Source organism: Streptomyces niger (genome assembly GCF_000718305.1).
GTDB classification, from domain to species: Bacteria; Actinomycetota; Actinomycetes; order Streptomycetales; family Streptomycetaceae; genus Streptomyces; species Streptomyces niger.
The window spans coordinates 1-19,613 of the sequence record NZ_JOFQ01000041.1 but is presented as its reverse complement, the minus strand read 5'-3'; the positions used below and the strand labels follow the sequence as shown (position 1 = coordinate 19,613).

18 protein-coding genes and 1 rRNA gene are annotated in these 19,613 nt (G+C 70.4%); 12 read left to right on the top strand and 7 right to left on the bottom strand.

The features are described 5' to 3' along the window. The first annotated feature begins 45 nt into the window (after positions 1 to 45). From pstC to pstB, 3 genes are read left to right on the top strand one after another with little or no spacing between them, the layout of a single operon-like run. Positions 46 to 1,041, top strand: a complete 996-nt coding sequence (gene pstC, locus IF20_RS36185) for a phosphate ABC transporter permease subunit PstC (protein WP_052869692.1) — start codon at positions 46 to 48, stop codon at positions 1,039 to 1,041. Next, a complete protein-coding gene (gene pstA, locus IF20_RS36180) occupies positions 1,038 to 2,120 on the top strand; it encodes a phosphate ABC transporter permease PstA (protein ID WP_052869691.1) in 1,083 nt (360 codons plus the stop codon). The genes pstC and pstA overlap by 4 nt, the downstream gene beginning before the upstream one ends. 58 nt (positions 2,121 to 2,178) lie before the next feature. After that, complete coding sequence (gene pstB / locus IF20_RS36175; RefSeq protein WP_052869690.1) at positions 2,179 to 2,958, top strand: phosphate ABC transporter ATP-binding protein PstB; 780 nt, start codon at positions 2,179 to 2,181, stop codon at positions 2,956 to 2,958. A gap of 250 nt (positions 2,959 to 3,208) precedes the next feature. Here pstB and IF20_RS36170 read toward each other — a convergent pair whose 3' ends face one another. Beyond that, positions 3,209 to 4,207 carry an inorganic phosphate transporter gene (locus tag IF20_RS36170; protein ID WP_052869689.1) on the bottom strand — a complete coding sequence of 333 codons (999 nt, stop codon included), beginning with the start codon at positions 4,205 to 4,207 and terminating at the stop codon, positions 3,209 to 3,211. A 9-nt stretch (positions 4,208 to 4,216) separates the two neighbouring features. Next, a complete protein-coding gene (locus tag IF20_RS36165) occupies positions 4,217 to 4,837 on the bottom strand; it encodes a DUF47 domain-containing protein (RefSeq protein ID WP_030267458.1) in 621 nt (206 codons plus the stop codon). A 219-nt stretch (positions 4,838 to 5,056) separates the two neighbouring features. On the opposite strand from IF20_RS36165, the gene IF20_RS36160 reads away from it, so the two are divergent. After that, positions 5,057 to 5,458, top strand: a complete 402-nt coding sequence (locus tag IF20_RS36160; RefSeq protein ID WP_052869688.1) for a metal-sensitive transcriptional regulator — start codon at positions 5,057 to 5,059, stop codon at positions 5,456 to 5,458. A 122-nt stretch (positions 5,459 to 5,580) separates the two neighbouring features. Here the strand turns inward: IF20_RS36160 and IF20_RS36155 are convergent, their stop codons facing one another. Beyond that, positions 5,581 to 5,793 carry a hypothetical protein gene (locus IF20_RS36155; RefSeq protein WP_407702611.1) on the bottom strand — a complete coding sequence of 71 codons (213 nt, stop codon included), beginning with the start codon at positions 5,791 to 5,793 and terminating at the stop codon, positions 5,581 to 5,583. Between the two features lie 164 nt (positions 5,794 to 5,957). Further along, the gene (locus tag IF20_RS36150; RefSeq protein ID WP_052869687.1) at positions 5,958 to 6,815 is read right to left on the bottom strand and encodes a hypothetical protein; all 858 of its coding nucleotides are present in this window, start codon (positions 6,813 to 6,815) and stop codon (positions 5,958 to 5,960) included. A 139-nt stretch (positions 6,816 to 6,954) separates the two neighbouring features. Here IF20_RS36150 and IF20_RS36145 point away from each other — a divergent pair, with 139 nt between their 5' ends. Next, the gene (locus tag IF20_RS36145) at positions 6,955 to 7,155 is read left to right on the top strand and encodes a hypothetical protein (protein WP_052869686.1); all 201 of its coding nucleotides are present in this window, start codon (positions 6,955 to 6,957) and stop codon (positions 7,153 to 7,155) included. Between the two features lie 179 nt (positions 7,156 to 7,334). Next, entirely contained in the window at positions 7,335 to 8,894 is a 1,560-nt protein-coding gene (locus IF20_RS36140; protein ID WP_052869685.1) for an FAD-binding oxidoreductase, read from the top strand. Positions 8,895 to 8,992: 98 nt separating this feature from the next. Here the strand turns inward: IF20_RS36140 and IF20_RS36135 are convergent, their stop codons facing one another. Both IF20_RS36135 and IF20_RS36130 read right to left on the bottom strand, forming a co-directional pair. Beyond that, the gene (locus IF20_RS36135) at positions 8,993 to 9,784 is read right to left on the bottom strand and encodes a phosphatase PAP2 family protein (RefSeq protein ID WP_052869684.1); all 792 of its coding nucleotides are present in this window, start codon (positions 9,782 to 9,784) and stop codon (positions 8,993 to 8,995) included. A 230-nt stretch (positions 9,785 to 10,014) separates the two neighbouring features. Beyond that, positions 10,015 to 11,019 (bottom strand): bifunctional lytic transglycosylase/C40 family peptidase, encoded by a 1,005-nt coding sequence (locus IF20_RS36130; protein WP_052869683.1) that lies wholly within the window; start codon positions 11,017 to 11,019, stop codon positions 10,015 to 10,017. A 335-nt stretch (positions 11,020 to 11,354) separates the two neighbouring features. Here IF20_RS36130 and IF20_RS36125 point away from each other — a divergent pair, with 335 nt between their 5' ends. The 6 genes from IF20_RS36125 (at position 11,355) to IF20_RS36100 (ending at position 19,180) form a co-directional block, all read left to right on the top strand. Beyond that, positions 11,355 to 11,663: a hypothetical protein gene (locus IF20_RS36125; protein WP_052869682.1), complete on the top strand. Its 309-nt coding sequence runs from the start codon at positions 11,355 to 11,357 to the stop codon at positions 11,661 to 11,663. Positions 11,664 to 12,096: 433 nt separating this feature from the next. Then, the gene (locus tag IF20_RS36120; RefSeq protein WP_052869681.1) at positions 12,097 to 12,954 is read left to right on the top strand and encodes a hypothetical protein; all 858 of its coding nucleotides are present in this window, start codon (positions 12,097 to 12,099) and stop codon (positions 12,952 to 12,954) included. Next, positions 12,944 to 14,284: a hypothetical protein gene (locus IF20_RS36115; RefSeq protein WP_052869680.1), complete on the top strand. Its 1,341-nt coding sequence runs from the start codon at positions 12,944 to 12,946 to the stop codon at positions 14,282 to 14,284. The genes IF20_RS36120 and IF20_RS36115 overlap by 11 nt, the downstream gene beginning before the upstream one ends. After that, positions 14,281 to 15,843, top strand: a complete 1,563-nt coding sequence (locus tag IF20_RS36110) for an SCO6880 family protein (RefSeq protein ID WP_052869679.1) — start codon at positions 14,281 to 14,283, stop codon at positions 15,841 to 15,843. The genes IF20_RS36115 and IF20_RS36110 overlap by 4 nt, the downstream gene beginning before the upstream one ends. A gap of 28 nt (positions 15,844 to 15,871) precedes the next feature. Next, on the top strand, positions 15,872 to 17,311 hold the full coding sequence (locus tag IF20_RS36105) for an ATP-binding protein (protein WP_052869702.1): 1,440 nt from the start codon (positions 15,872 to 15,874) through the stop codon (positions 17,309 to 17,311). Positions 17,312 to 17,401: 90 nt separating this feature from the next. Beyond that, complete coding sequence (locus IF20_RS36100) at positions 17,402 to 19,180, top strand: type VI secretion protein (protein ID WP_234426992.1); 1,779 nt, start codon at positions 17,402 to 17,404, stop codon at positions 19,178 to 19,180. A 341-nt stretch (positions 19,181 to 19,521) separates the two neighbouring features. Here the strand turns inward: IF20_RS36100 and rrf are convergent. Further along, a 5S ribosomal RNA gene (rrf, locus tag IF20_RS36095) occupies positions 19,522 to 19,613 on the bottom strand; the annotation flags it as partial.

The window sequence follows — 19,613 nt, the reverse complement described above, 5'->3', positions numbered from 1 at the left end:
TGCACCGCCGCCTGGAGCCCGCCGGCTCCGCAGACCGGAGAACCTATGGATACCTCAGCGATACCCCAGAACCCTCCCCCCGCAGCGCCCGTCGAGCCCTCCGAGGTCAGCGGCAAGTCCGTACGCCCCGGTGACCGCGTCTTCCTCGGTCTCTCGCGCGGCTCCGGCATCGCACTGCTGGTGATCATGGCCGCCATCGCGGCCTTCCTCACCTACCGCTCGGTCCTCGCCATCCAGGGCGACAAGGCCAACTTCTTCACCACCTTCGAGTGGGACCCCACCGGCGCCGAGCCCAAGTTCGGCATCGCCGTCCTCGCCTTCGGCACCGTCGTCAGCTCGATCATCGCGATGGTCATCGCGGTCCCGGTGGCGGTCGGCATCGCGCTCTTCATCTCGCACTACGCGCCGCGCAAGCTGGCCTCGCCGCTGGGCTACGTCATCGACCTGCTCGCCGCGGTCCCCAGCATCATCTACGGCCTCTGGGGCGCGCTCTTCCTCGTCCCGCACCTGTCGGGCCTGTACAGCTGGCTGGACGACTACCTCGGCTGGACCGGGATCTTCAGCTACTCCCAGGGCGCCGCGCGCTCGCTGTTCACCGTCGGCATCCTGCTGGCGATCATGATCCTGCCGATCGTCACCAGCGTCAGCCGCGAGGTCTTCCTCCAGGTCCCGAAGATGCACGAAGAGGCCGCGCTCGCCCTCGGCGCCACGCGCTGGGAGGTCATCCGCATGTCGGTGCTCCCCTTCGGCCGCTCCGGCATCATCAGCGCCTCGATGCTGGGCCTGGGTCGCGCGCTCGGCGAGACCATGGCCGTCGCCACGGTCCTCTCCCCCAGCTTCCTCATCGGGCTCAGCCTGCTGGACCCGGGCGGCGGCACGTTCGCCCAGAACATCGCCAGCAAGTTCAGTGAGGCCGACACCTTCGGCCAGGACGCGCTGATCGCCTCCGGCCTCGTCCTCTTCGTCATCACCCTGCTGGTCAACGGCGCGGCCCGGCTGATCATCGCCCGCCGCAAGGAGTACTCGGGGGCCAACGCATGAGTAACGTCATCACCGAGAAGCGGCCGGTCGCCGACAGCGCGCCGCGGCCCCCCGTCACCCTCCGGCAGGCCCGCCTGCCGCGCTGGTCGCCGCCGGTCTTCGCACTGGTCGCGCTGGCCGCCGGCGCCGGCATCGGCCTCGTCGCCGGCCTGGACAGCAAGATCCAGTGGGGCCTGATCGCCGCGCTGCTCTTCATCATCGGTACCTACGCGGTCGCCGCGAAGGTCGAGGGCGCCCGGCAGGCGAAGGACCGGCTGGCCACCAGCCTGGTCTGGATCGCCTTCCTGCTCGCCGTCCTCCCGCTCGCCTCCCTGATCTGGGAGACCGTCGTCCGCGGCAGCAAGGTCCTGGACGGCTACTTCCTGACCCACTCCATGGGCACCCTGCCGGACGCCATGGTCGGCGGCGGCATCAACCACGCGATCACCGGCACCCTGCAGCAGGTCGGCCTGGCCACCCTGATCGCCGCGCCGATCGGCCTGCTCACCGCGATCTACCTGGTCGAGTACGGGCGCGGCAGGCTCGCCAAGGCCGTCACCTTCTTCGTCGACGTCATGACGGGCGTCCCCTCGATCGTCGCCGGTCTCTTCGTCCTCTCGGTGTGGATCCTGATCCTCGGCTTCGGCCCCTCCGGCTTCGCCGGCTCCATGGCCCTGGCGATCCTGATGATGCCGGTCGTGGTCCGCTCCACGGAGGAGATGCTCAAGCTGGTACCGAACGAGCTGCGCGAGGCCTCCCTCGCCCTCGGCGTACCGAAGTGGCGCACCATCCTCAAGGTCGTCCTGCCCACCTCCATCGGCGGCATCACCACCGGCGTCATGCTGGCCATCGCCCGTATCACCGGTGAGACCGCGCCGGTGCTGCTCCTGGTGTGGGGCGCCAAGACGATCAACAACAACCCCTTCGAAGGCGCCCAGCAGTCCCTGCCGCTGTACGTGTACCAGCAGTGGCAGCAGGGCTCCGAGGCGAGCTACGACCGCGCCTGGGCCGCGGCCCTCGTCCTCATCGCCTTCGTCATGATCCTCAACCTGGTGGCCCGCGGCATCGCCCGCTGGAAGGCCCCCAAGACCGGCCGTTAAGGCACCCGATGATGCGGCTCCGCCGAATCGGGGCCACCAGAAAGAAGCAGTGATTCCCATGGCCAAGCGAATCGACGTCAGCGGCCTCTCCGCCTTCTACGGCAGCCACAAGGCCATCGACGACATCTCCATGACCGTCGAGCCCCGCTCGGTGACGGCCTTCATCGGCCCCTCCGGCTGCGGCAAGTCCACGTTCCTGCGGACCCTGAACCGCATGCACGAGGTCACCCCCGGCGGCCGCGTCGAGGGCAAGGTGCTGCTGGACGACGAGAACCTCTACGGCTCGGGCGTCGACCCGGTCGCCGTCCGCCGCACGGTCGGCATGGTCTTCCAGCGCCCCAACCCCTTCCCCACCATGTCGATCTTCGACAACGTGGCGGCCGGCCTGCGGCTGAACGGCACGGTGAAGAAGAAGTCCGAGCTGAACGACGTCGTGGAGAAGTCCCTCAAGGGCGCCAACCTCTGGAACGAGGTCAAGGACCGGCTCAACAAGCCCGGCTCCGGCCTCTCCGGCGGCCAGCAGCAGCGCCTCTGCATCGCCCGCGCCATCGCGGTCGAGCCGCAGGTCCTGCTGATGGACGAGCCCTGCTCCGCGCTCGACCCGATCTCCACCCTCGCCATCGAGGACCTGATCGGGGAGCTGAAGGAGCGCTTCACGATCGTCATCGTCACGCACAACATGCAGCAGGCCGCGCGCGTCTCGGACCGTACGGCGTTCTTCAACCTTTCCGCCGTCGGCCAGCCCGGCAAGCTCGTCGAGATCGACGAGACCGAGCGGATCTTCTCCAACCCGTCGGTCCAGGACACCGAGGACTACATCTCCGGCCGCTTCGGCTGAGTCGCCCACGGCGACGGCAGGCCGGCCGACGCCCCGTACGTCCTGCGGTGCTGCATGGCGGTGCCACCGCATGGCGATGGGCCCGCCCCCACGAGGGGGCGGGCCCATTTGTGCAGAAGCAAGCCGTCCGGGACCTGCCGAGCCCGGCAAGATCAAGCCCGTCCTGGGGGCATCTCCCAGCGGTAGCTGGGGGAATTTGAGGGCCGGGGCCCGGGGCGGAGCCCCGTGCCCACCGGCCCGCAGCCGGGACTCAGCCGAACGCCAGGTTCACGACCCAGTACGCGGCAGCCGCAACGGCTGCCGCGGCCGGCATTGTGATGAACCAGCCCAGGATGATGTTCTTCGCGACCCCCCAGCGCACCGCGCTGACCCGCTTGGTCGCGCCCACACCCATGATCGCGGAGGTGATCACGTGGGTGGTGGAGATCGGCGCGTGGAAGAGGAACGCGGTGCTGAACATGATCGACGCACCGGTCGCCTCGGCCGCGAAGCCCTGCGGCGGGTCCAGCTCGATGATCTTGCGGCCGAGCGTCCGCATGATGCGCCAGCCGCCCGCGTACGTACCGAGCGACAGCATCGCGGCACAGGCGATCTTCACCCAGATCGGGATCGGGTCGCCGTGGCCCTCGACGCCGCCGATGACCAGCGCCATCACCACGACGCCCATCGTCTTCTGGGCGTCCTGCAGGCCGTGGCCGAGCGCCATGCCCGCCGCCGAGACCGTCTGCGCGATGCGGAAACCGCGCTTGGCCTTGTGCGGGTTGGTGCCCTTGAACATCCACAGGATGGCGACCATGACGAAGTAACCGACGATCAGGCCGACCACCGGCGACAGGAACATCGGGAGGACGATCTTCTCCCAGACGCCCGACCAGTAGACGGTGGAGGAGCCGGCGAGCGCCGCGCCCACCATGCCGCCGAACAGCGCGTGGGACGAGGACGACGGGAGACCGAAGTACCACGTGACCATGTTCCACGCGATGGCGCCCACCAGGGCGGAGAAGAGGATCATCATCCCCTGCCCGCCGGTGGGCGTCTCGATCAGGCCCTCACTGACGGTCTTGGCGACCCCGCTGCCCAGGAAGGCACCGGCGAGGTTCATCACCGCCGCCATCGCGAGCGCGGCCCGCGGCGTCAGCGCACGCGTCGAGACCGAGGTCGCGATCGCGTTGGCCGAGTCGTGAAAACCGTTGGTGTACGTGAATCCGAGCGCGACCGCGATGGTCACGACGAGCGCGAAGGTGTCCATGGCCGGGGCTCAGGACTCCTTCACCGCGATGGTTTCGACGGTGTTCGCCACATGCTCGAACGCGTCGGCCGCCTCTTCGAGGATGTCCACGATCTGCTTGAGCTTGAGCACCTCGATGGCGTCGTACTTGCCGTTGAAGAGGTGCGCGAGCAGCTTGCGGTGGATCTGGTCGGCCTGGTTCTCCAGCCGGTTGACCTCGATCCAGTACTCGGTGAGGTTCGACATCGTCCGCAGGTTCGGCATGGCCTCGGCGGTCAGCTCCGCCGCCCGCGCCAAGACCTCGATCTGCTGGTCGACTCCCTTGGGGAGCTCCTCGACGTTGTAGAGGACGACCAGGTCGACGGCCTCCTCCATGAAGTCCATGATGTCGTCGAGGGACGAGGCGAGGTTGTAGATGTCCTCGCGGTCGAACGGCGTGATGAACGAGGAGTTCAGCTGGTGGAACACCGCGTGGGTCGCGTCGTCGCCCGCGTGCTCCGCCGCTCGCATCCTCTCGGCGATCTCTGCCCGCGCGGAGGCGTCCGCCCCGAGCAGTTCCATCAGGAGCTTGGAGCCCGTGACGATGTTGTCCGCGGAGGCGGCGAACATGTCGTAGAAGCTCGTCTCCCTGGGGGTCAGACGAAAGCGCACGTGAAATCCTCGGGGTGCATCGGATTCGGTCGAGTTGATGCTAGGCGCATCATCCAGCCACTGCTAACCGGCATTACCTCAGTGTCGCCCATCGGGCAGCATGCTCTGCACGGGGTACCTGCCCCAAGAGGTGCACGGGGTACCTCTCTCGTGCGCGAAATTCTGTAACATATACCCGCCAGGGGTATATGAACCGGCTACGTACCAGGGGAGAAGCCCATGCCGACCACGGACGCCGCACCCGATGGCACCACCGCAGCCGCCGGGTCCTGCCACGGTGTGGAGCCGCAGCGCGTGCCCCCGGGCGATCCGAACGCCGTGACCGACCACGACCTGGGCATTCACGGCTACGCGAAGCAGAAGGACGCCCACATCAAGCGGCTGCGCCGCATCGAGGGCCAGATCAGGGGCCTCCAGCGGATGCTGGAGGAGGACGTCTACTGCATCGACATACTCACCCAGGTCTCGGCCAGCACGAAGGGTCTGCAGTCCTTCGGCCTGCAGCTTCTCGAGGAACACCTGCGGCACTGCGTCGCCGACGCGGCCGTGAAGGGCCCCGAGGCCATCGACGAGAAGGTCAAGGAAGCCACCAAGGCGATCGAGCGCATGCTGCGCACGTGAACCGCGTCCGCGGCCGGCCGGAGCGGGGCAGGGTCAGGGCCCCGGTGACGGTCCGGTCCTGCGGGTGAGTGATCCGGCGTGACGAATTCCACGCCGGGGCCGCGGCCGAAAACGGACGTTTCTCACGGCCACTCGGCGGTCGCGGAGCGCTGTCGCGCCTCCGCCGCGGTCTTTCTGTCGCCGCGGTCCGCGCTCACGTCCAGCACCTCGTCGATCCGGTCCGGACTGAGGCGGTCCTCGGGGGACGTCGCCGCCGCGATCATCAACTCACCAGCCAGATCGATCTCGATGAGGGCCACGTGGTCCTGAGTCGTCTGACTGCGGTGCGGCGCCACGTACAACACCTCCTCCTTCGAGGCCCATGCCACTCTTCTGGCGGTTACCGCCAAGGGTAGGGACGGGTGCACACCCCGCGCATGGCACGGATGGACCATTTACGCCGGCACGCCGAACCGATCGAGCGGCGCAGACCGGACGCCGACCGCCCGCCACGGCGCCGTCAGCCGCTGCCCGGCGCCGCGACCCGGCCCGTGAAGATGTCCTCGCGGAGCGGCAGCTCGACCGGCGCCCCGACCCCGAACCCGCCGTACCCGACCGTCGACGTCACCTCCGTACCGCGCGGCGAGCCGTTGGCGAAGGAGAACCGGTACCGCACCTTCCACAGCCGCCCCGCCTCGTCGAGGTACGCGTCGAAGGGCACCACATCGGTGGTGAAGCCCTTCTCGGCGGCGGCCAGCGAGGGGGCGATGCCCTTCGAGGCGGCGTCGGCGGCCACCCCGATGTCGGCCGTGCCCCGGTAGTGCCGCACCCGTACGCCCCGCAGCCGCGCCTCGCCCTCGTACGTCGCCCGGCGGGTGCCGCGCAGCAGCTCCGCGGCGGCCAGCGGGTCGGTCGCGCCGCCGGTGACGAGGTTGCCGTCGGACAGCGCGGTGGTGTCCACCCGCACCCACTTGTCGGCGGGCACCCCGGCCCCGCGGTTCTTCATGTAGAGCGCGCCGGGCGCGAGGATCTCGGTGATCGGCTTGCGCAGCCGGCCGTCCGGCCCCGCCGGCTCCGGCAACACCAGCCGCAGCCGGCCCGTGCCGCGGCGGTAGTCGTAGTGGCCGATGCCGCTGATCGCGACACGGGTGCCGCCGCTGGCGGTCTCCAGTGAGGTACGAACCTCGGAGGTGGCGGCGCGCACCAGGCCGTCGGCGGCCTGCCGGAGCGTCACCGAGGGAGGCGGCCCCGCCGGCGCGTCATCGGCCGCGGCGCCGTTCGTCGTACATCCCGACGCCAGCAGGCCGGCCCCCAGCGCCAGCCCCGCCGCCGCGGCGGCGGCGACGGGTCCGCCGATCCGTCTGTCCTGCACCACCATCGCGCACGGGCCCCCTGCCGGTGTCGCGCCGCCGTCCCACCGCCGCACGGCGCGGCCGGCATCGGGCAACCATTTCGTTCAACGACCGTTCATGTGGCCCGTCACGCCCGTCCGGTACAACCGGCAGTAGCGTGGCTGTGTGCCGTACCTGACCCAGGACCCGCAGCAGACCGCCGAACCCGACAGCGCCGGCAGCGGCGCGACCGGGGGCCACCGCACCACGACCGTCGAGCGCGGCGCCTTCTGCCTGGCCCGCTGCGACTGCGGCTGGTCGGGCCCCGCCCGCCGCGCGCGCTCCCAGGCCCGCACGGACGCCGAGCGGCACACCGCCGACCGCTGACCGCGCCGCCGGCGCCTGGCGCATTCAGCACCGGGGCAAAGCGCCCCACACGCACCCGAAGCACCCTCCTTCACCGCCTGCGCCCCTTCCCCGACGGAACCCGTAGCCCCACTTCCGCATCTGGCTGGGCGGAAGGCATCGGGAAAGCGCCTCGGGCGCTGTTCGGCAAGGGGGCGGCCGTGAAGCGGCGCACAATTCTGCAGGCAGGCGGCGGGCTCGCGGCGACCACGGCGGCCTGGTTCGCCACGGGCGGTACGGGAGCGGGCCACGCGGCCGCGAGGGCAACGGCGTCCAAGGCGGCATCCAAGGCGGCGTCCACGACGTCCTGGGACGCGCTCCGCAAGGGCCTGGACGGACAGCTGATACGGCCGGGCGACGCCGCGTACGCCACCGCGCGCCGCCTCTACAACACCCGCTTCGACACGCTGAAGCCGTCGGCCGTGGCATACGTGAAGCACGCCGGGGACATAGCGGAGTGCCTGGCCTTCGCCCGTCGCAACGGCACGCCCGTCGCCATCCGCAACGGCGGCCACTCGTACGCGGGCTGGTCCAGCGGCGACAACCGCCTGATAGTCGACGTCTCCGCGCTCTCCAAGGTCGGCGCACCCTCCGGCGGCACCACCCGCATCGGAGCCGGCGCCAAGCTCATCGACGTCTACGAAGGCCTGGGCAAGCACGGCGTGACCATCCCCGGCGGCTCCTGCCCGACCGTCGGCGTCTCGGGCCTGACCCTCGGCGGCGGCCATGGCGTCGTCTCCCGCGCGTACGGCCTGACCTGCGACAGCCTCGTCGGTGCGACGCTCGTCACCGCCGACGGCAAGACCGTGCACTGCGACGCGAAGGAACACGCCGACCTCTTCTGGGCGCTGCGCGGCGCGGGCAACGGCAACTTCGGCGTGGTCACCGAACTGCGCTTCCGCACGCACCAGGCCCCGAAGGCGGTCATGGCGTACCTGACCTGGCCCTGGTCCAAGGCCGCCGCCGTGCTGCGCTCCTGGCAGGAGTGGGGTCCGGACCAGGCCGACGAGATCTGGTCCAGCTGCCACCTGGACGCCCGCCCCGGCGCCACGCCCACCGTCTCGGTCGCCGCCTTCTCCCTCGGCTCGTACCGCGACCTCCAGAACGCCGTCGACAAGCTCGCCGACCGCGCCGGCGGCCCCGGCCCGGCGTCCTCGGTCTCGCTCAAGCCGACGGCGTACCTGGACGCGATGGAGGCCTACGCGGGCTGCTCCTCGAAGACCACCGCCCAGTGCCACCAGCCGGGCAGCACCCCCGGCCGGAACCCGTCCGGGCAGCTGGGCCGGGAGACCTACGCGGCCCGCTCCGACTTCTTCGACCGCTCGCTGAGCGCGGCCGGCATCCGTACGGTCCTGGACCAGATCGAGCGCGCGGGCCGCAACGGCGTCAACGGCAACGTCGCCTTCACCGCCCTGGGTGGCGCGATCAACCGGGTGAAGCCGACCGCCACCGCCTTCGTGCACCGCCGCTCGCGGTTCCTCGCGCAGTACCTCGCCTCCTGGTCGCCCAGCGGCACGGGCAAGTCCCAGAACGCCTGGCTGGCCGGAATGCACACCGCGATGCGGCGCCACGCCTCCGGCGCCGCCTACCAGAACTACGCGGACCCGGCCCTGAAGGACTGGAAGAAGGCGTACTACGGGGCGGCCGCCGACCGGCTGGCCGAGGTGAAGCAGGCGTACGACCCGAAGCACCTCTTCCGGACGTTCCCGCAGGCGCTGTAGCGACCTGTCCCGGCCGGTGGCCGGTGGCGCGGACGCGAAGGCCCCGCCCGGTGTCCGGGCGGGGCCTCCGTGCAGGTCTTCCCTCGGGCGACGCGGCGTCAGGCCGCCAGATCCTTGTCGCGGTTCACGCGGCCGTCGCGCGGCGCGCCGGGCGGTTCCGGAAACCCGTCGGGGCCCTCGGCCCCGACGGCACCGGCCGCCCCCGCGGGCCCGAACGCGTCCGTCACAGCCGCGCCGTCCCCCTTGCCCGCTCCGCCTGCGTGCGCCGTCCCCGCGCGCGGGACCTGGACCAGCGCCCCGACGCGGGAGGTCGCGATCGCCTTCATCAGCGGCACCAGGAGCGCCTGGGCCAGCGGCGCGAACAGCAGCGCCACCGCCGTCCCCAGCGCGAATCCGCCGATGACGTCCGTCGGGTAGTGCACCCCCATGTAGACCCGGCACAGCCCTTCGAGCAGTGCGAGCGCGATGCCCACCAGCCCGTACTTGCGGTGCGCGAGGAAGATGCCGACGCCGACGGCCATGGTGAGCGTGGCGTGGTCGCTCACGAACGAGAAGTCGTTCTTGCCCGCCACCAGGACCTGCAGGCCCGTGTGGTCCCGGAACGGGCGCGGCCGGGCCACGAACTCCCGGATCGGGATGTTGGCCAGCAGCGCGATACCGGCCGCCAGCGGTGCCCAGACCAGGCCCGCCACCGCGGCGGGTGCGTCGGACTTCTTGCGGGCACCCCACCAGGCGACCAGACAGAGGATCGCCAGTCCGGCGATGATGCCGTACTCACCGACGTACTCCATCAGCTGGTCGACCCAGTGCGGAGCATCCTTGGCGAGGCCGTTGACCTCGTAGAGGAGACCAACGTCGGGGTTCGACCCGTCCAGTGCGAGTCCAGCCATGTGCCGCGGCCCCTAACCTTTCGCGCGCGCGAGCGCCATCCGAGTGCTGCCAACCCCCGTGGTCGTCGAGCAGTGCCGAGCCGGTCGCGTCATCCGCCGCTCCGCTCCGCAGTGCCTCTCACACCCACTCCAAGGAAACGCCATGTACCCGCACGACGTTCCACTTTCCACCGGATGATCACCAGGACGTTATCGAAGCTTGACTCATCGCCGCAGCTCAGGCCCTATGTTCACGCAGCGTTCTCACGGGGGAGCGCTTTTGCGCCATCTTCGGTGACGCGGGTGGCGCCGATGTAGTCAGGTGTGTCGATCTTGTCGAATCTGATCACCGCACCCGTGTACGGCGCGTTGATCATGTAGCCGCCGCCCACGTATATGCCCACGTGGTGGATGGACCGTGGGTCGTTCAGGTCGTTGGCGAAGAACACCAGGTCGCCGGGGAGCAGTTCGCTCCGCTTCGGGTGCGGGCCGGCGTTCCACTGGTCGTTCGCGACGCGGGGCAGGTCGATGCCGACCGTCTTGAAAGCGGCCTTGGTCAGGCCCGAGCAGTCGAACCGCCCGCCCTGGTCCGCCGTGCCGTTGCCACCCCAGAGGTACGGCGTGCCGAGCTTCTTCTGTGCGTAGTAGATGGCACCGGCAGCCTGCTGCGAGGGCTGCACGTTCTGGACCGGCGCCTCGAAGCTCTTCGCGAGGGTGGTGATGATCTTGACGTAATTCTGCGTCTCGCGGTACGGCGGCACGCCGTCGTACTGGATGACCCGGTAGGCACCCGCGTTGTACGCCGCCAGCATGTTGTGCGTGGCGTCCCCGGGGACCTTCTTCACGTAGTTGGCCAGTTCGCAGTCGTAGGAGGCGGCCGACGCGATCGCGTCCACCGGGTCCCACACGTCCTTGTCGCCGTCGCCGTCGCCGTCGACGCCGTGCGTGGCCCACGTACCGGGGATGAACTGCGCGAGGCCCTGCGCCGCCGCCGGGCTCTGCGCCTTCGGGTTCCAGCCGCTCTCCTGGTACAACTGCGCGGCCAGGAGCGCCGGGTTGATCGCGGGGCACAGCGTGCCCCACTTCTGCACGTGCGGCTGGTACGCGGCCGGCACCGCCCCCTTGGCCAGGCCGACGGCCCGCCCGGCGGCGCCGCCGATCCCGCCGGCCGCGGCGTACGTACCGATGATCAGCAACGCGAGGAAGCAGGCACCGAGGCCCGTACCGATCCCCGTTCCCACCCAGAGCTTGCGCACCGCACCCCTCACCCCCACAGCAGTCCCCGTCAGGCTACCGACGAACCGAGCACCTGTCCGCCCCGCCTGTTCGCTTCACGCCTCCCCTTTGCCCGTTCACTTCGCGTGTTCACTTCCCGCCTCAATATTGCTCAGAGTGACGAAGCGTGGTACACACGGTGAGAATAATGAGCCCTATGGGCGACGCACGCACCCTTGCTCCCGCCGCCCACACGGGATCCGCCAAAGTTTGACGCCAAGTCGACATCGGCACGGGCAATCGTCAGCGAAGATAGAGACCGGCCGTGCCGTGTGGTACGGGAGACAACTACCCATTAGGGGCGGTGAGTTCACAAATGTTCATTGCGGCCGAAAAGGGCGACATCACCACCATTATCGGCGGAATCGCCCCGGACTGGGGCCCGTTCGGGACCCTGGGCAACGAGGCGAAGGTGATGGTCGAAGTGGTGATGGCGGTCGCCATCCTGCTCTGCCTCGGCATCGCGATCTGGGGTGCGGCGAAGCAGCGCATCGGCGCCACGGCCCTCCGCGACACCTTCAGCGCCGAACAGGGCAAGGGCCTGATCGTCGCCGGCCTGACCGGCGTCTTCATCATCGGGTCACTGGGCACCCTCTTCACCATCGTCTACGGCATGGCGGTCTAGCGGGCCGAAACGTCACCTCCGCCGGGCCGCGCGGCCGCTGCCGTCCGCCTGCCCGCCGCCTTCCGACCCGTGTCTCCTTCGTACGCCCGTGCGTACGCCCCGCCCGTCCGTCCACGCGCCCGCCACGCGCTCTTCCGCGCCGTGCCCCAACTCCCGTCCCATGGTCTTCGTCTGTGCGCGGCCGCCACACCTGGCCCAAATCCCTGTCCGAGGCCACATGCTGATGCCCACTCCGTCCACTCGTCCACAGCCCACCCCGCACCAGCCGTGCAGTTGTCCACAGGCGATGCGGCCGGGTTCGCCGTTCCGTCACAGTGGGGTGTACTCGTATCAGAACGACCGGGCCGCCTCCCACGCGGCTACGGTCGTACCCGGGTTGCGGCAAGGCGACGGCGAAGACGGCAGCGATGTCGGTTGAGGGGGCGCAGGCACCATGAGTCTCGGTGACGACGGAGCGTACGGCGGCGGGGAGTACAGCGGCCAGGGCCCCGGCCAGACACGTACCAGACTTCCCGGCGGCGAGGGCGACGTGTACGGCACCGGCCGCCGGCCCCGCGGCGGCATGTCCAGCCGCAACCTCGTCACGATCGTCGGCGTGGTCGTGCTGCTCATCGCCGCCATAGCCTTCGCCAACCGCGGCGGCGGCAGCTCCGGCACGGACTCCGACGGCAACTCCGGCGCCCCGGCCGCCCAGCCCACCGCCCCCACGGGCCAACGCCCCGTCTCCGGCAAGAACTCCGCCAACCCCGCCATCCCCTCCGGCTTCCCCAAATCCGAACAGGGGGCCCAGTCGGCGGCGGCGAATTACGCGGTGGCGCTCGCCAGCGACGGCATGTACCGCTCCGGCACGCGCGACGCGATCGTCGAGGCGGTCTACGCCCCGTCCGCCGCGGCCGCCCGTAAGGAAGCCCTGCGCAAGGTCTACGGCGACCCGACATTCCTGGCCGGCGTCGGCCTGGACAAGGAGGGCAAGGCGCCGGACGGCCAGACGTTCGTGTCCCGGGCGAACCCGGTCGGCACGAAGGTCGACACGTTCGAGGGGACGTCCGCCAAGGTCGCGGTCTGGTACTCCTCCCTCTTCGGCCTGGCCGGTGAGGGCTCGGAAAACCCGGTCACGGAGAGCTGGTACACGACCACCATGAAGCTGCAGTGGGTCGGGGGTGACTGGAAGGTCACCGACGTCTCGCAGAAGAAGGGGCCGGCGCCGGTCGGCCGCGACCAGGCCGCCGCGACGGCCGAGGAGATGTCCAAGGCCGTCGAAGGGTTCGGAGGGTTCACGTATGCCCGGTAAGTCTCCCCGCACCGTTGGGCCCGGCAGCCGCGGCCTCTCGCTCGCGGCAGTGTTCGCCGGTGTCCAGACCTGGGCCGTCCTCTTCGCCTCACGCGCCTTCGCCGCGCCCTCGCCGAAGCCGACCGACAACCCCTGCGACCTCCTCACCGACAAGGCCAAAGAGCTGTGCGAGGAACGTGGCTCGGGTGGGAGCGGCGGCTCGACCACGCCCGCCTCGGGCAGCAACCCCCTCGACCCCCTGCAGTCGTTGGCCAAGGGTTGTGCCGATGCCGCCGCGTGGATCGTCACCAAGCTGTCCGACGCCGTGAAGGCAACGTCGCAGGTCGACTTCACGAACGCCGCGTTCCTGCGGCAGTACGCCGTCGTCTTCGCCGCCTCCACGGTCCTCACGCTCGTGCTCTGGCTGCTCGCCGTGGCCAAGCGCGCCGTCCGCGGCGTCCGCCTCACGGAGGCCATCAGTGAGGCGGTCGGCTTCCTGTGGCTCACCGTCCTCGCCTCCGCCTTCACCCCCCTGATCCTCTACACCATCGTCTCCGCCACCGACGGCGTCACCGAGATCATCGCCAAGGGCACCGGCGCCCAGACCGACATTTTCTTCGGGTCCTTCTCCGAAGCCCTGAAGAAGGGCACGGACATCGGCGGCGGCCCGATCATGCTGATCGTCGTCGCCCTCGTCTCCGTGCTCGCCGCCGGCATCCTCTGGCTGGAACTGGTCATCCGCGCCGCCCTGCTCTACGTCGGCGCCCTGCTCGGCACGGTCGTCTACGCCGGCCTCGTCGACAAGAACATGTGGGGCCACGTACGCCGTTGGGCCGGCATCATGATCGCCGTGATCATGGTGAAGCCGGTCATCGTGATCGTGCTCGGCATCGCCGGCGCGCTCTCCTCCGAAAAGGGCCCCGACTCCTTCTCCGCCGTCGTCTCCGGCCTCGCCATCATCCTGCTCGCCATCTTCGCGAGCGCCATGATCTACCGCTTCGTCCCCGGCTTCGGCGACGAAATCATGGCGGCCCGCACCAACAAGAAGGCCGCGACCGACGGCAGCCAGGCCGCGGCGCTCGTCTCCTCCCCCGCCGCGCTCGTCTCACAGGGCATCAAGACCCACAGCTCCCGCGGCAGCGGCGGCGGCTCCGGCGACACCGGCAACAGCAGTGGCGGCCAGTCCCGCCCGGCCGACGCCGTCGCCGGCGGCGTCGCCGCGCACAGCGCACGCGGCGGCTCCGGCACCGCCACCCCACCCGCGCCCCGTACGAGCCCCGGCCCGCGTCCCGGCGCGGCCTCGGGCGGTTCCGCCCGCACCGGCAAGACAGCAGGAGGTGATGGGCGTTGAGCACCCAGTCCCACCCGATCACGCCCCGACGCACGTATCTCATCGGCCGCGCCCGGCCCAACGCCGTCATCGGCAAGAACCGGGAGACCGGCGAGATCGCGTTGATCATCGCGGGCGCGTTCCTCGGCATGATGTGCGGCCTGCTGGTGCCCGTCCTTCCCCTGCGCATCGTGACGCTCACCGGCTTTCCGCTCATCGCACTGGCCGCGGTGTACGTCCCGTACCGCGGCCGGACGTTCTACAGGTGGTTCGAGATCAACCGCAGCTACAAGCGGACGCTTCGCCAGGGCGCGACGTACCGCTCCGGCGCCCAGGAGGCAGGCATCAGTCTCGACGGCCGTGAGGTCGAGGTCGGCCCGCCGCCCGGCATCGGCCGCATCAACTGGCTCGCCGCGCCCTTCGGCCCGGACGAGATCGCCGTACTGCTGCACGCCGACCGGCGTACGGTCACCGCGGCCATAGAGATCGAGGGCCCCGGCGTCGGCCTGCGCGACAGCGAGGACCAGGAGGCCCTGGTCGACCGCTTCGGGACGCTCCTCAAGCACGTCGCGAACGGCGACGGGTTCGTCACGCGCCTGCAGATGCTGGCCCGTACGCTCCCCGCCGACCCGGACGCGCACGCCAAGGACGTCGCCCAGCGCGGCGACCACAGCGCCCCACAATGGCTGCAGGAGTCCTACGACCAGCTGCAGTCCATGGTCTCCACCTCCTCCGAGCAGCACCGCGCGTACCTCGTCGCCTGCATGCACTACAACCGCGAGCTGGCCACCGAGGCCGAGACCATGGCCCGCGCGGCCCGCATGCACAACGGCGGCCTGCTGCGGAAGCGCCTGGACAAGGACGCCGGCCTCGCCGTCGTCATGGCCCGCGAGCTGACCGACATCTGCGCCCGCCTCGCCGAGGCCGACATCCGCGTACGCCAGCCCCTCGGCCAGGCCCGCCTCGCCTCCCTCGTGCACTCCATGTACGACCCGGACCACCCCATCGACCACATCCAGGCGATGAGCAAGCGCAACGCCTGGCCGGCCGAGCTGGACGCGATGGAGCCCACCTACCTCCAGGCCAAGACGCGCGAGTCCTCGACCCGCGCGCCCTGGTGCCACGCCACCGCGTGGATCAAGGAGTGGCCGCTGACCCCGGTCGGCGTCAACTTCCTGGCCCCGCTGCTCGTCCACACCCCCGACGTGATCCGCACGGTCGCCGTCACCATGGACCTGGAGCCGACCGAGGTGGCGATCGAGCGCATGCTGACCGAGAAGACCAACGACGACGCGGAAGCCAGCCGCGCCGCCAAGATGAACCGCGTGGTGGACCCGCGCGACGTGGCCCACCACGGCCGTGTCGACCAGCGCGGCGAAGACCTGGCGTCCGGCGCGGCCGGGGTGAACCTCGTCGGCTACATCACCGTCTCGTCCCGCTCGCCCGAGGCGCTGGCCCGTGACAAGCGGACCATCCGCGCCTCCGCCGGCAAGTCCTACCTCAAGCTGGAGTGGTGCGACCGCGAGCACCACCGGGCCTTCGTCAACACGCTTCCGTTCGCGACCGGGATCCGCCGCTAAGCCGCTGGGAGGCGCGTACGTCATGGCCATGCTCGATCCGCTCGCCGCGATCACCGAGGCCTTCACCAGCTTCCTCTTCGGGAAGGTGGAGACGACCAGGCTGCCCGTACGGACCTCCACCGGGCAGGCCCAGGCCGTCTATCTGCCCACCGCCGCACCAGGGCTCGGCGACTCCGGCGTGATCATCGGCCGCGAGGTCTACAGCGGCAAGGGGTACATCTACGACCCCTTCCAGCTGTACGGCCAACAGCTGCCGGCCCCGCACTGGCTCGTCCTCGGCGAGTCCGGCAACGGCAAGTCCGCGCTGGAGAAGACGTACGTCCTACGCCAGCTCCGGTTCCGCGACCGCCAGGTCGTGGTGCTCGACGCGCAGGGCGAGGACGGCGTCGGCGAGTGGAACCTCATCGCCGAACAACTCGGCATAACCCCGATCCGGCTGGACCCCACCGCGGCGCTGAACGGCGGCATCCGCCTCAACCCGCTGGACCCGTCGATCACCACCACCGGCCAGCTGGCGCTGCTCCGCACCATCATCGAGGTGGCCATGGGCCACGGCCTCGACGAGCGCTCCGGCTTCGCCCTCAAGGTCGCGCACGCCTACGTCAACGACACCATCACCGACCGCCAGCCGGTCCTGACGGACATCGTCGAGCAGCTCCGCCACCCCAAGCAGGAGTCCGCCGAGGCCATGAACGTCGACCTGGACGACGTACGGGCCTGGGGCCTGGACGTGGCCCTCGTGCTGGACCGCCTCGTCGACGGTGACCTCCGCGGCATGTTCGACGGCCCGACGAGCGCGGGCATCGACCTCGACGCGCCACTGATCGTCTTCGACCTCTCCCACATCGACCGCAACTCGATCGCGATGCCGATCCTGATGGCGATCGTGGGCGTCTGGCTGGAGCACACCTGGATCCGCCCCGACCGGAAGAAACGGATCTTCCTGGTCGAGGAGGCCTGGCACATCATCAACTCCCCGTTCGTCGCCCAGCTCTTCCAGCGCCTGCTGAAGTTCGGCCGCCGGCTCGGCCTCTCCTTCGTCGCCGTGGTCCACCACCTCAGCGACGTGGTCGACGGCGCGGCGGCCCGTGAGGCGGCGGCCATCCTCAAGATGGCGTCGACCAGGACCATCTACGCCCAGAAGGCCGACGAGGCACGGGCCACGGGACGCGTACTGGGTTTGCCACGCTGGGCGGTGGAGATCATCCCCACCCTCACGCCAGGCATCGCGGTCTGGGACGTCAACGGCAACGTCCAGGTCGTCAAGCACCTGATCACCGAGGCCGAACGTCCGCTGGTCTACACCGACCGCGCCATGACCGAGTCCTCCGTCGCCGACGCCTCCGCGCAACCCACGGAGGAGGCCCGCGCCCTGGAACGCGCCGCGGACGCCGAGGCCGAAGCACGCGCCGAAGCCATGGCCATGGCACGCCAACTCAGCAACGAATCGAGCGAGACGGTGGCTTGAGGCCGGTGACGGCTTCGAGCCTGTGACGCTCCCGAGGTCTCCGGCGACCTCGGACGGACAGTACGGCAGCACGAAGGACGGGTCAGTGGCGTGAGCGACGGGTACGACCGGTACGACCGGCAGGGGCACGCGTACGGGGAACACGGCCACGGCGGACCGGGCCCGAACGGCGGGGCCGAACCCCGGCGACGGGGGCGCGGCGTCCCCGACTCCCTGCTCGTCGGCGTACTGGCCTTCCTCCTCGGCCTGACGGTCCTGGTCTGGCTCGCCACGGGGCTCTCCGGCCTCTTCGCCCACGGCGGCTGGCCCGCGCACCTGTCCTTCACGCGCACCCCGCTCGCCATGCGCGAGCTGGTCACCGAGCCGCACGACCTGGCCGGCGCCTGGCCCGGCACCCCGGCGCGCCAGCTCTCCGGCTATGGCCTCTTCTGGGGCGTCTTCATCAGCGAGCTGATGATCCTGGTCGTCCTCACCGTCTTCGTACTCGGCACGGTCACCCGCTTCCGCGCGGTACGCGCCCAACGCCGCGCGGGGCAGCACATGCAGGGGCGTACGGGCGGCGAACGGCCCGGGGGAGCTCAGGGGTCCGGAGGAGCTCAGGGGCCCGAAGGAGCTCAGCAGCTCAAGGGTGTTGAGGGTTCCGTACCAATGACCAAGGAACCGAAGGAGGAGGGGCCGAAGCAGGAGGGGCCGACTCCCACCACGGTGCCGGGCCCCTCATCTGCGTCGGCTCCCTCCCCCGCGCCGACACCCTCACCCGCACCGATTCCCTCACCCGCGCCGGCCGCCGCCCCAGCAGCAGAATCCGTTCCAGCGCCCGATCCCGCCCCCGCGGCAGCTCCCGTCCCCGTGCCCGACGTCACGCCCGTCGTCGCGCCCCCTGTCGCGCCCGGTGCTGCCGGCAGCGTGACCGAGGTGGCCGCCGGCACCGCGCTCCCCCACGTCCACTATCACCACCGTTCCGAGCGCCCCGCCGCCCGTGCCGCCGCGCTAGACGTGATCAATGCCGCCGAGGGGCCGCTCCTCGTGGCGACGACCGACCCGTCCCTGTGGGCCGAGTCCAAGGACGCACGCGCGAAACTCGGACCGTTGCACGCGTACGACCCGCTGCACGTCCTCGACACCCCCGCCCGCCTCCGTTGGTCCCCGACCGCGGGCTGTGCGGACATCGCCGTCGCCGGTACGCGCGCCGGCGCGCTCCTGGCCCCCGTGCGCCCGATGAGCACCCTCGACTCTGCTCTGGCCGACGCCGCGGAAACGCTGCTGCGCTGCTGGCTGCACGCGGCCGCGGTGGACGGCCGACCCTTCCGGCAGATCCTCCGCTGGGCGCAGGGCAGCGGCGCCGCCCACGAGCCCGTACGCATTCTCCGTACGAACTCCAAGGCGGCGTCCGGCCGGGCCGGCGAGCTGGAGTCCGTGCTGACCGCACACCCCGAACGCCGCGACATGGCCCAGCAACTGGTCGCCCGCGCGCTCGCAGCCCTCTCCTCCGTGCACATCCGGGACGCGAGCAATGCAGGGCGAGCTGATGCCCTCGCCCTCGAATCATTTGTCGGCGAAGGGGGAACGCTTTACGTTGTGGGCGAGTCCATCGAGGACCCGCGCACCGCACCGGGTGCGATGCCATTGCTCACCGCACTCGTCTCGAGCGTGGTCGAGCGCGGCCGCCGCATGGCCGAACGGTCATCTGACGGTCGCCTCGACCCACCACTCACTCTCGTCCTCGACGACATCGCGGCGTTGGCCCCCTTGCCGGCGCTGCCGGAGCTCATCGCCTCGGGCAGCACCCAGGGCCTGCTGACGCTCGCCACGCTCCGCTCCCCCGAACAGGCCCGCGCCCGCTGGCCACACGCCACCCTGCCGGCCTGAGGACCGGCCAGGCAGGCTCACCGCGTCCATGGCCTCTCCTGTACGTATGAACCCCTGGGCCTCGTAGAGCCGTTGCGCGTGGACGTTGCGCTCATGCACCGACAGGAAGACCTGCTCCGGTCCCGCCGGGCCCTACCCAGTCGCCGTCCGGCGCCACCCCTACGTAGGTGACGACACCGAGGCCCAGCTCGCTCGACCGGGCATTCTCCTGCCAGCGCGCGTCGGGGTACTGGGCCGCCTGCTCATAGGTCGTGAGGAACGCTAGAGGCTGGCCTCGCACGATGCCCCCAGAACGCAGGAAAGCCCCGCACCATACGGTGCGGGGCTTTCCCACAATAATTGTTCGGCGGCGTCCTACTCTCCCACAGGGTCCCCCCTGCAGTACCATCGGCGCTGAAAGGCTTAGCTTCCGGGTTCGAAATGTAACCGGGCG

What these genes read in the sequence shown, in the direction of transcription:
- pstC (WP_052869692.1), top strand. Translation starts at nt 46, where the DNA reads ATGGATACCTCAGCGATACCCCAGAACCCTCCCCCCGCAGCGCCCGTC.
- pstA (WP_052869691.1), top strand. Translation starts at nt 1,038, where the DNA reads ATGAGTAACGTCATCACCGAGAAGCGGCCGGTCGCCGACAGCGCGCCG.
- pstB (WP_052869690.1), top strand. Translation starts at nt 2,179, where the DNA reads ATGGCCAAGCGAATCGACGTCAGCGGCCTCTCCGCCTTCTACGGCAGC.
- IF20_RS36170 (WP_052869689.1), bottom strand. Translation starts at nt 4,207, where the DNA reads ATGGACACCTTCGCGCTCGTCGTGACCATCGCGGTCGCGCTCGGATTC.
- IF20_RS36160 (WP_052869688.1), top strand. Translation starts at nt 5,057, where the DNA reads ATGCCGACCACGGACGCCGCACCCGATGGCACCACCGCAGCCGCCGGG.
- IF20_RS36150 (WP_052869687.1), bottom strand. Translation starts at nt 6,815, where the DNA reads ATGGTGGTGCAGGACAGACGGATCGGCGGACCCGTCGCCGCCGCCGCG.
- IF20_RS36135 (WP_052869684.1), bottom strand. Translation starts at nt 9,784, where the DNA reads ATGGCTGGACTCGCACTGGACGGGTCGAACCCCGACGTTGGTCTCCTC.
- IF20_RS36125 (WP_052869682.1), top strand. Translation starts at nt 11,355, where the DNA reads ATGTTCATTGCGGCCGAAAAGGGCGACATCACCACCATTATCGGCGGA.
- IF20_RS36120 (WP_052869681.1), top strand. Translation starts at nt 12,097, where the DNA reads ATGAGTCTCGGTGACGACGGAGCGTACGGCGGCGGGGAGTACAGCGGC.
- IF20_RS36115 (WP_052869680.1), top strand. Translation starts at nt 12,944, where the DNA reads ATGCCCGGTAAGTCTCCCCGCACCGTTGGGCCCGGCAGCCGCGGCCTC.
- IF20_RS36105 (WP_052869702.1), top strand. Translation starts at nt 15,872, where the DNA reads ATGCTCGATCCGCTCGCCGCGATCACCGAGGCCTTCACCAGCTTCCTC.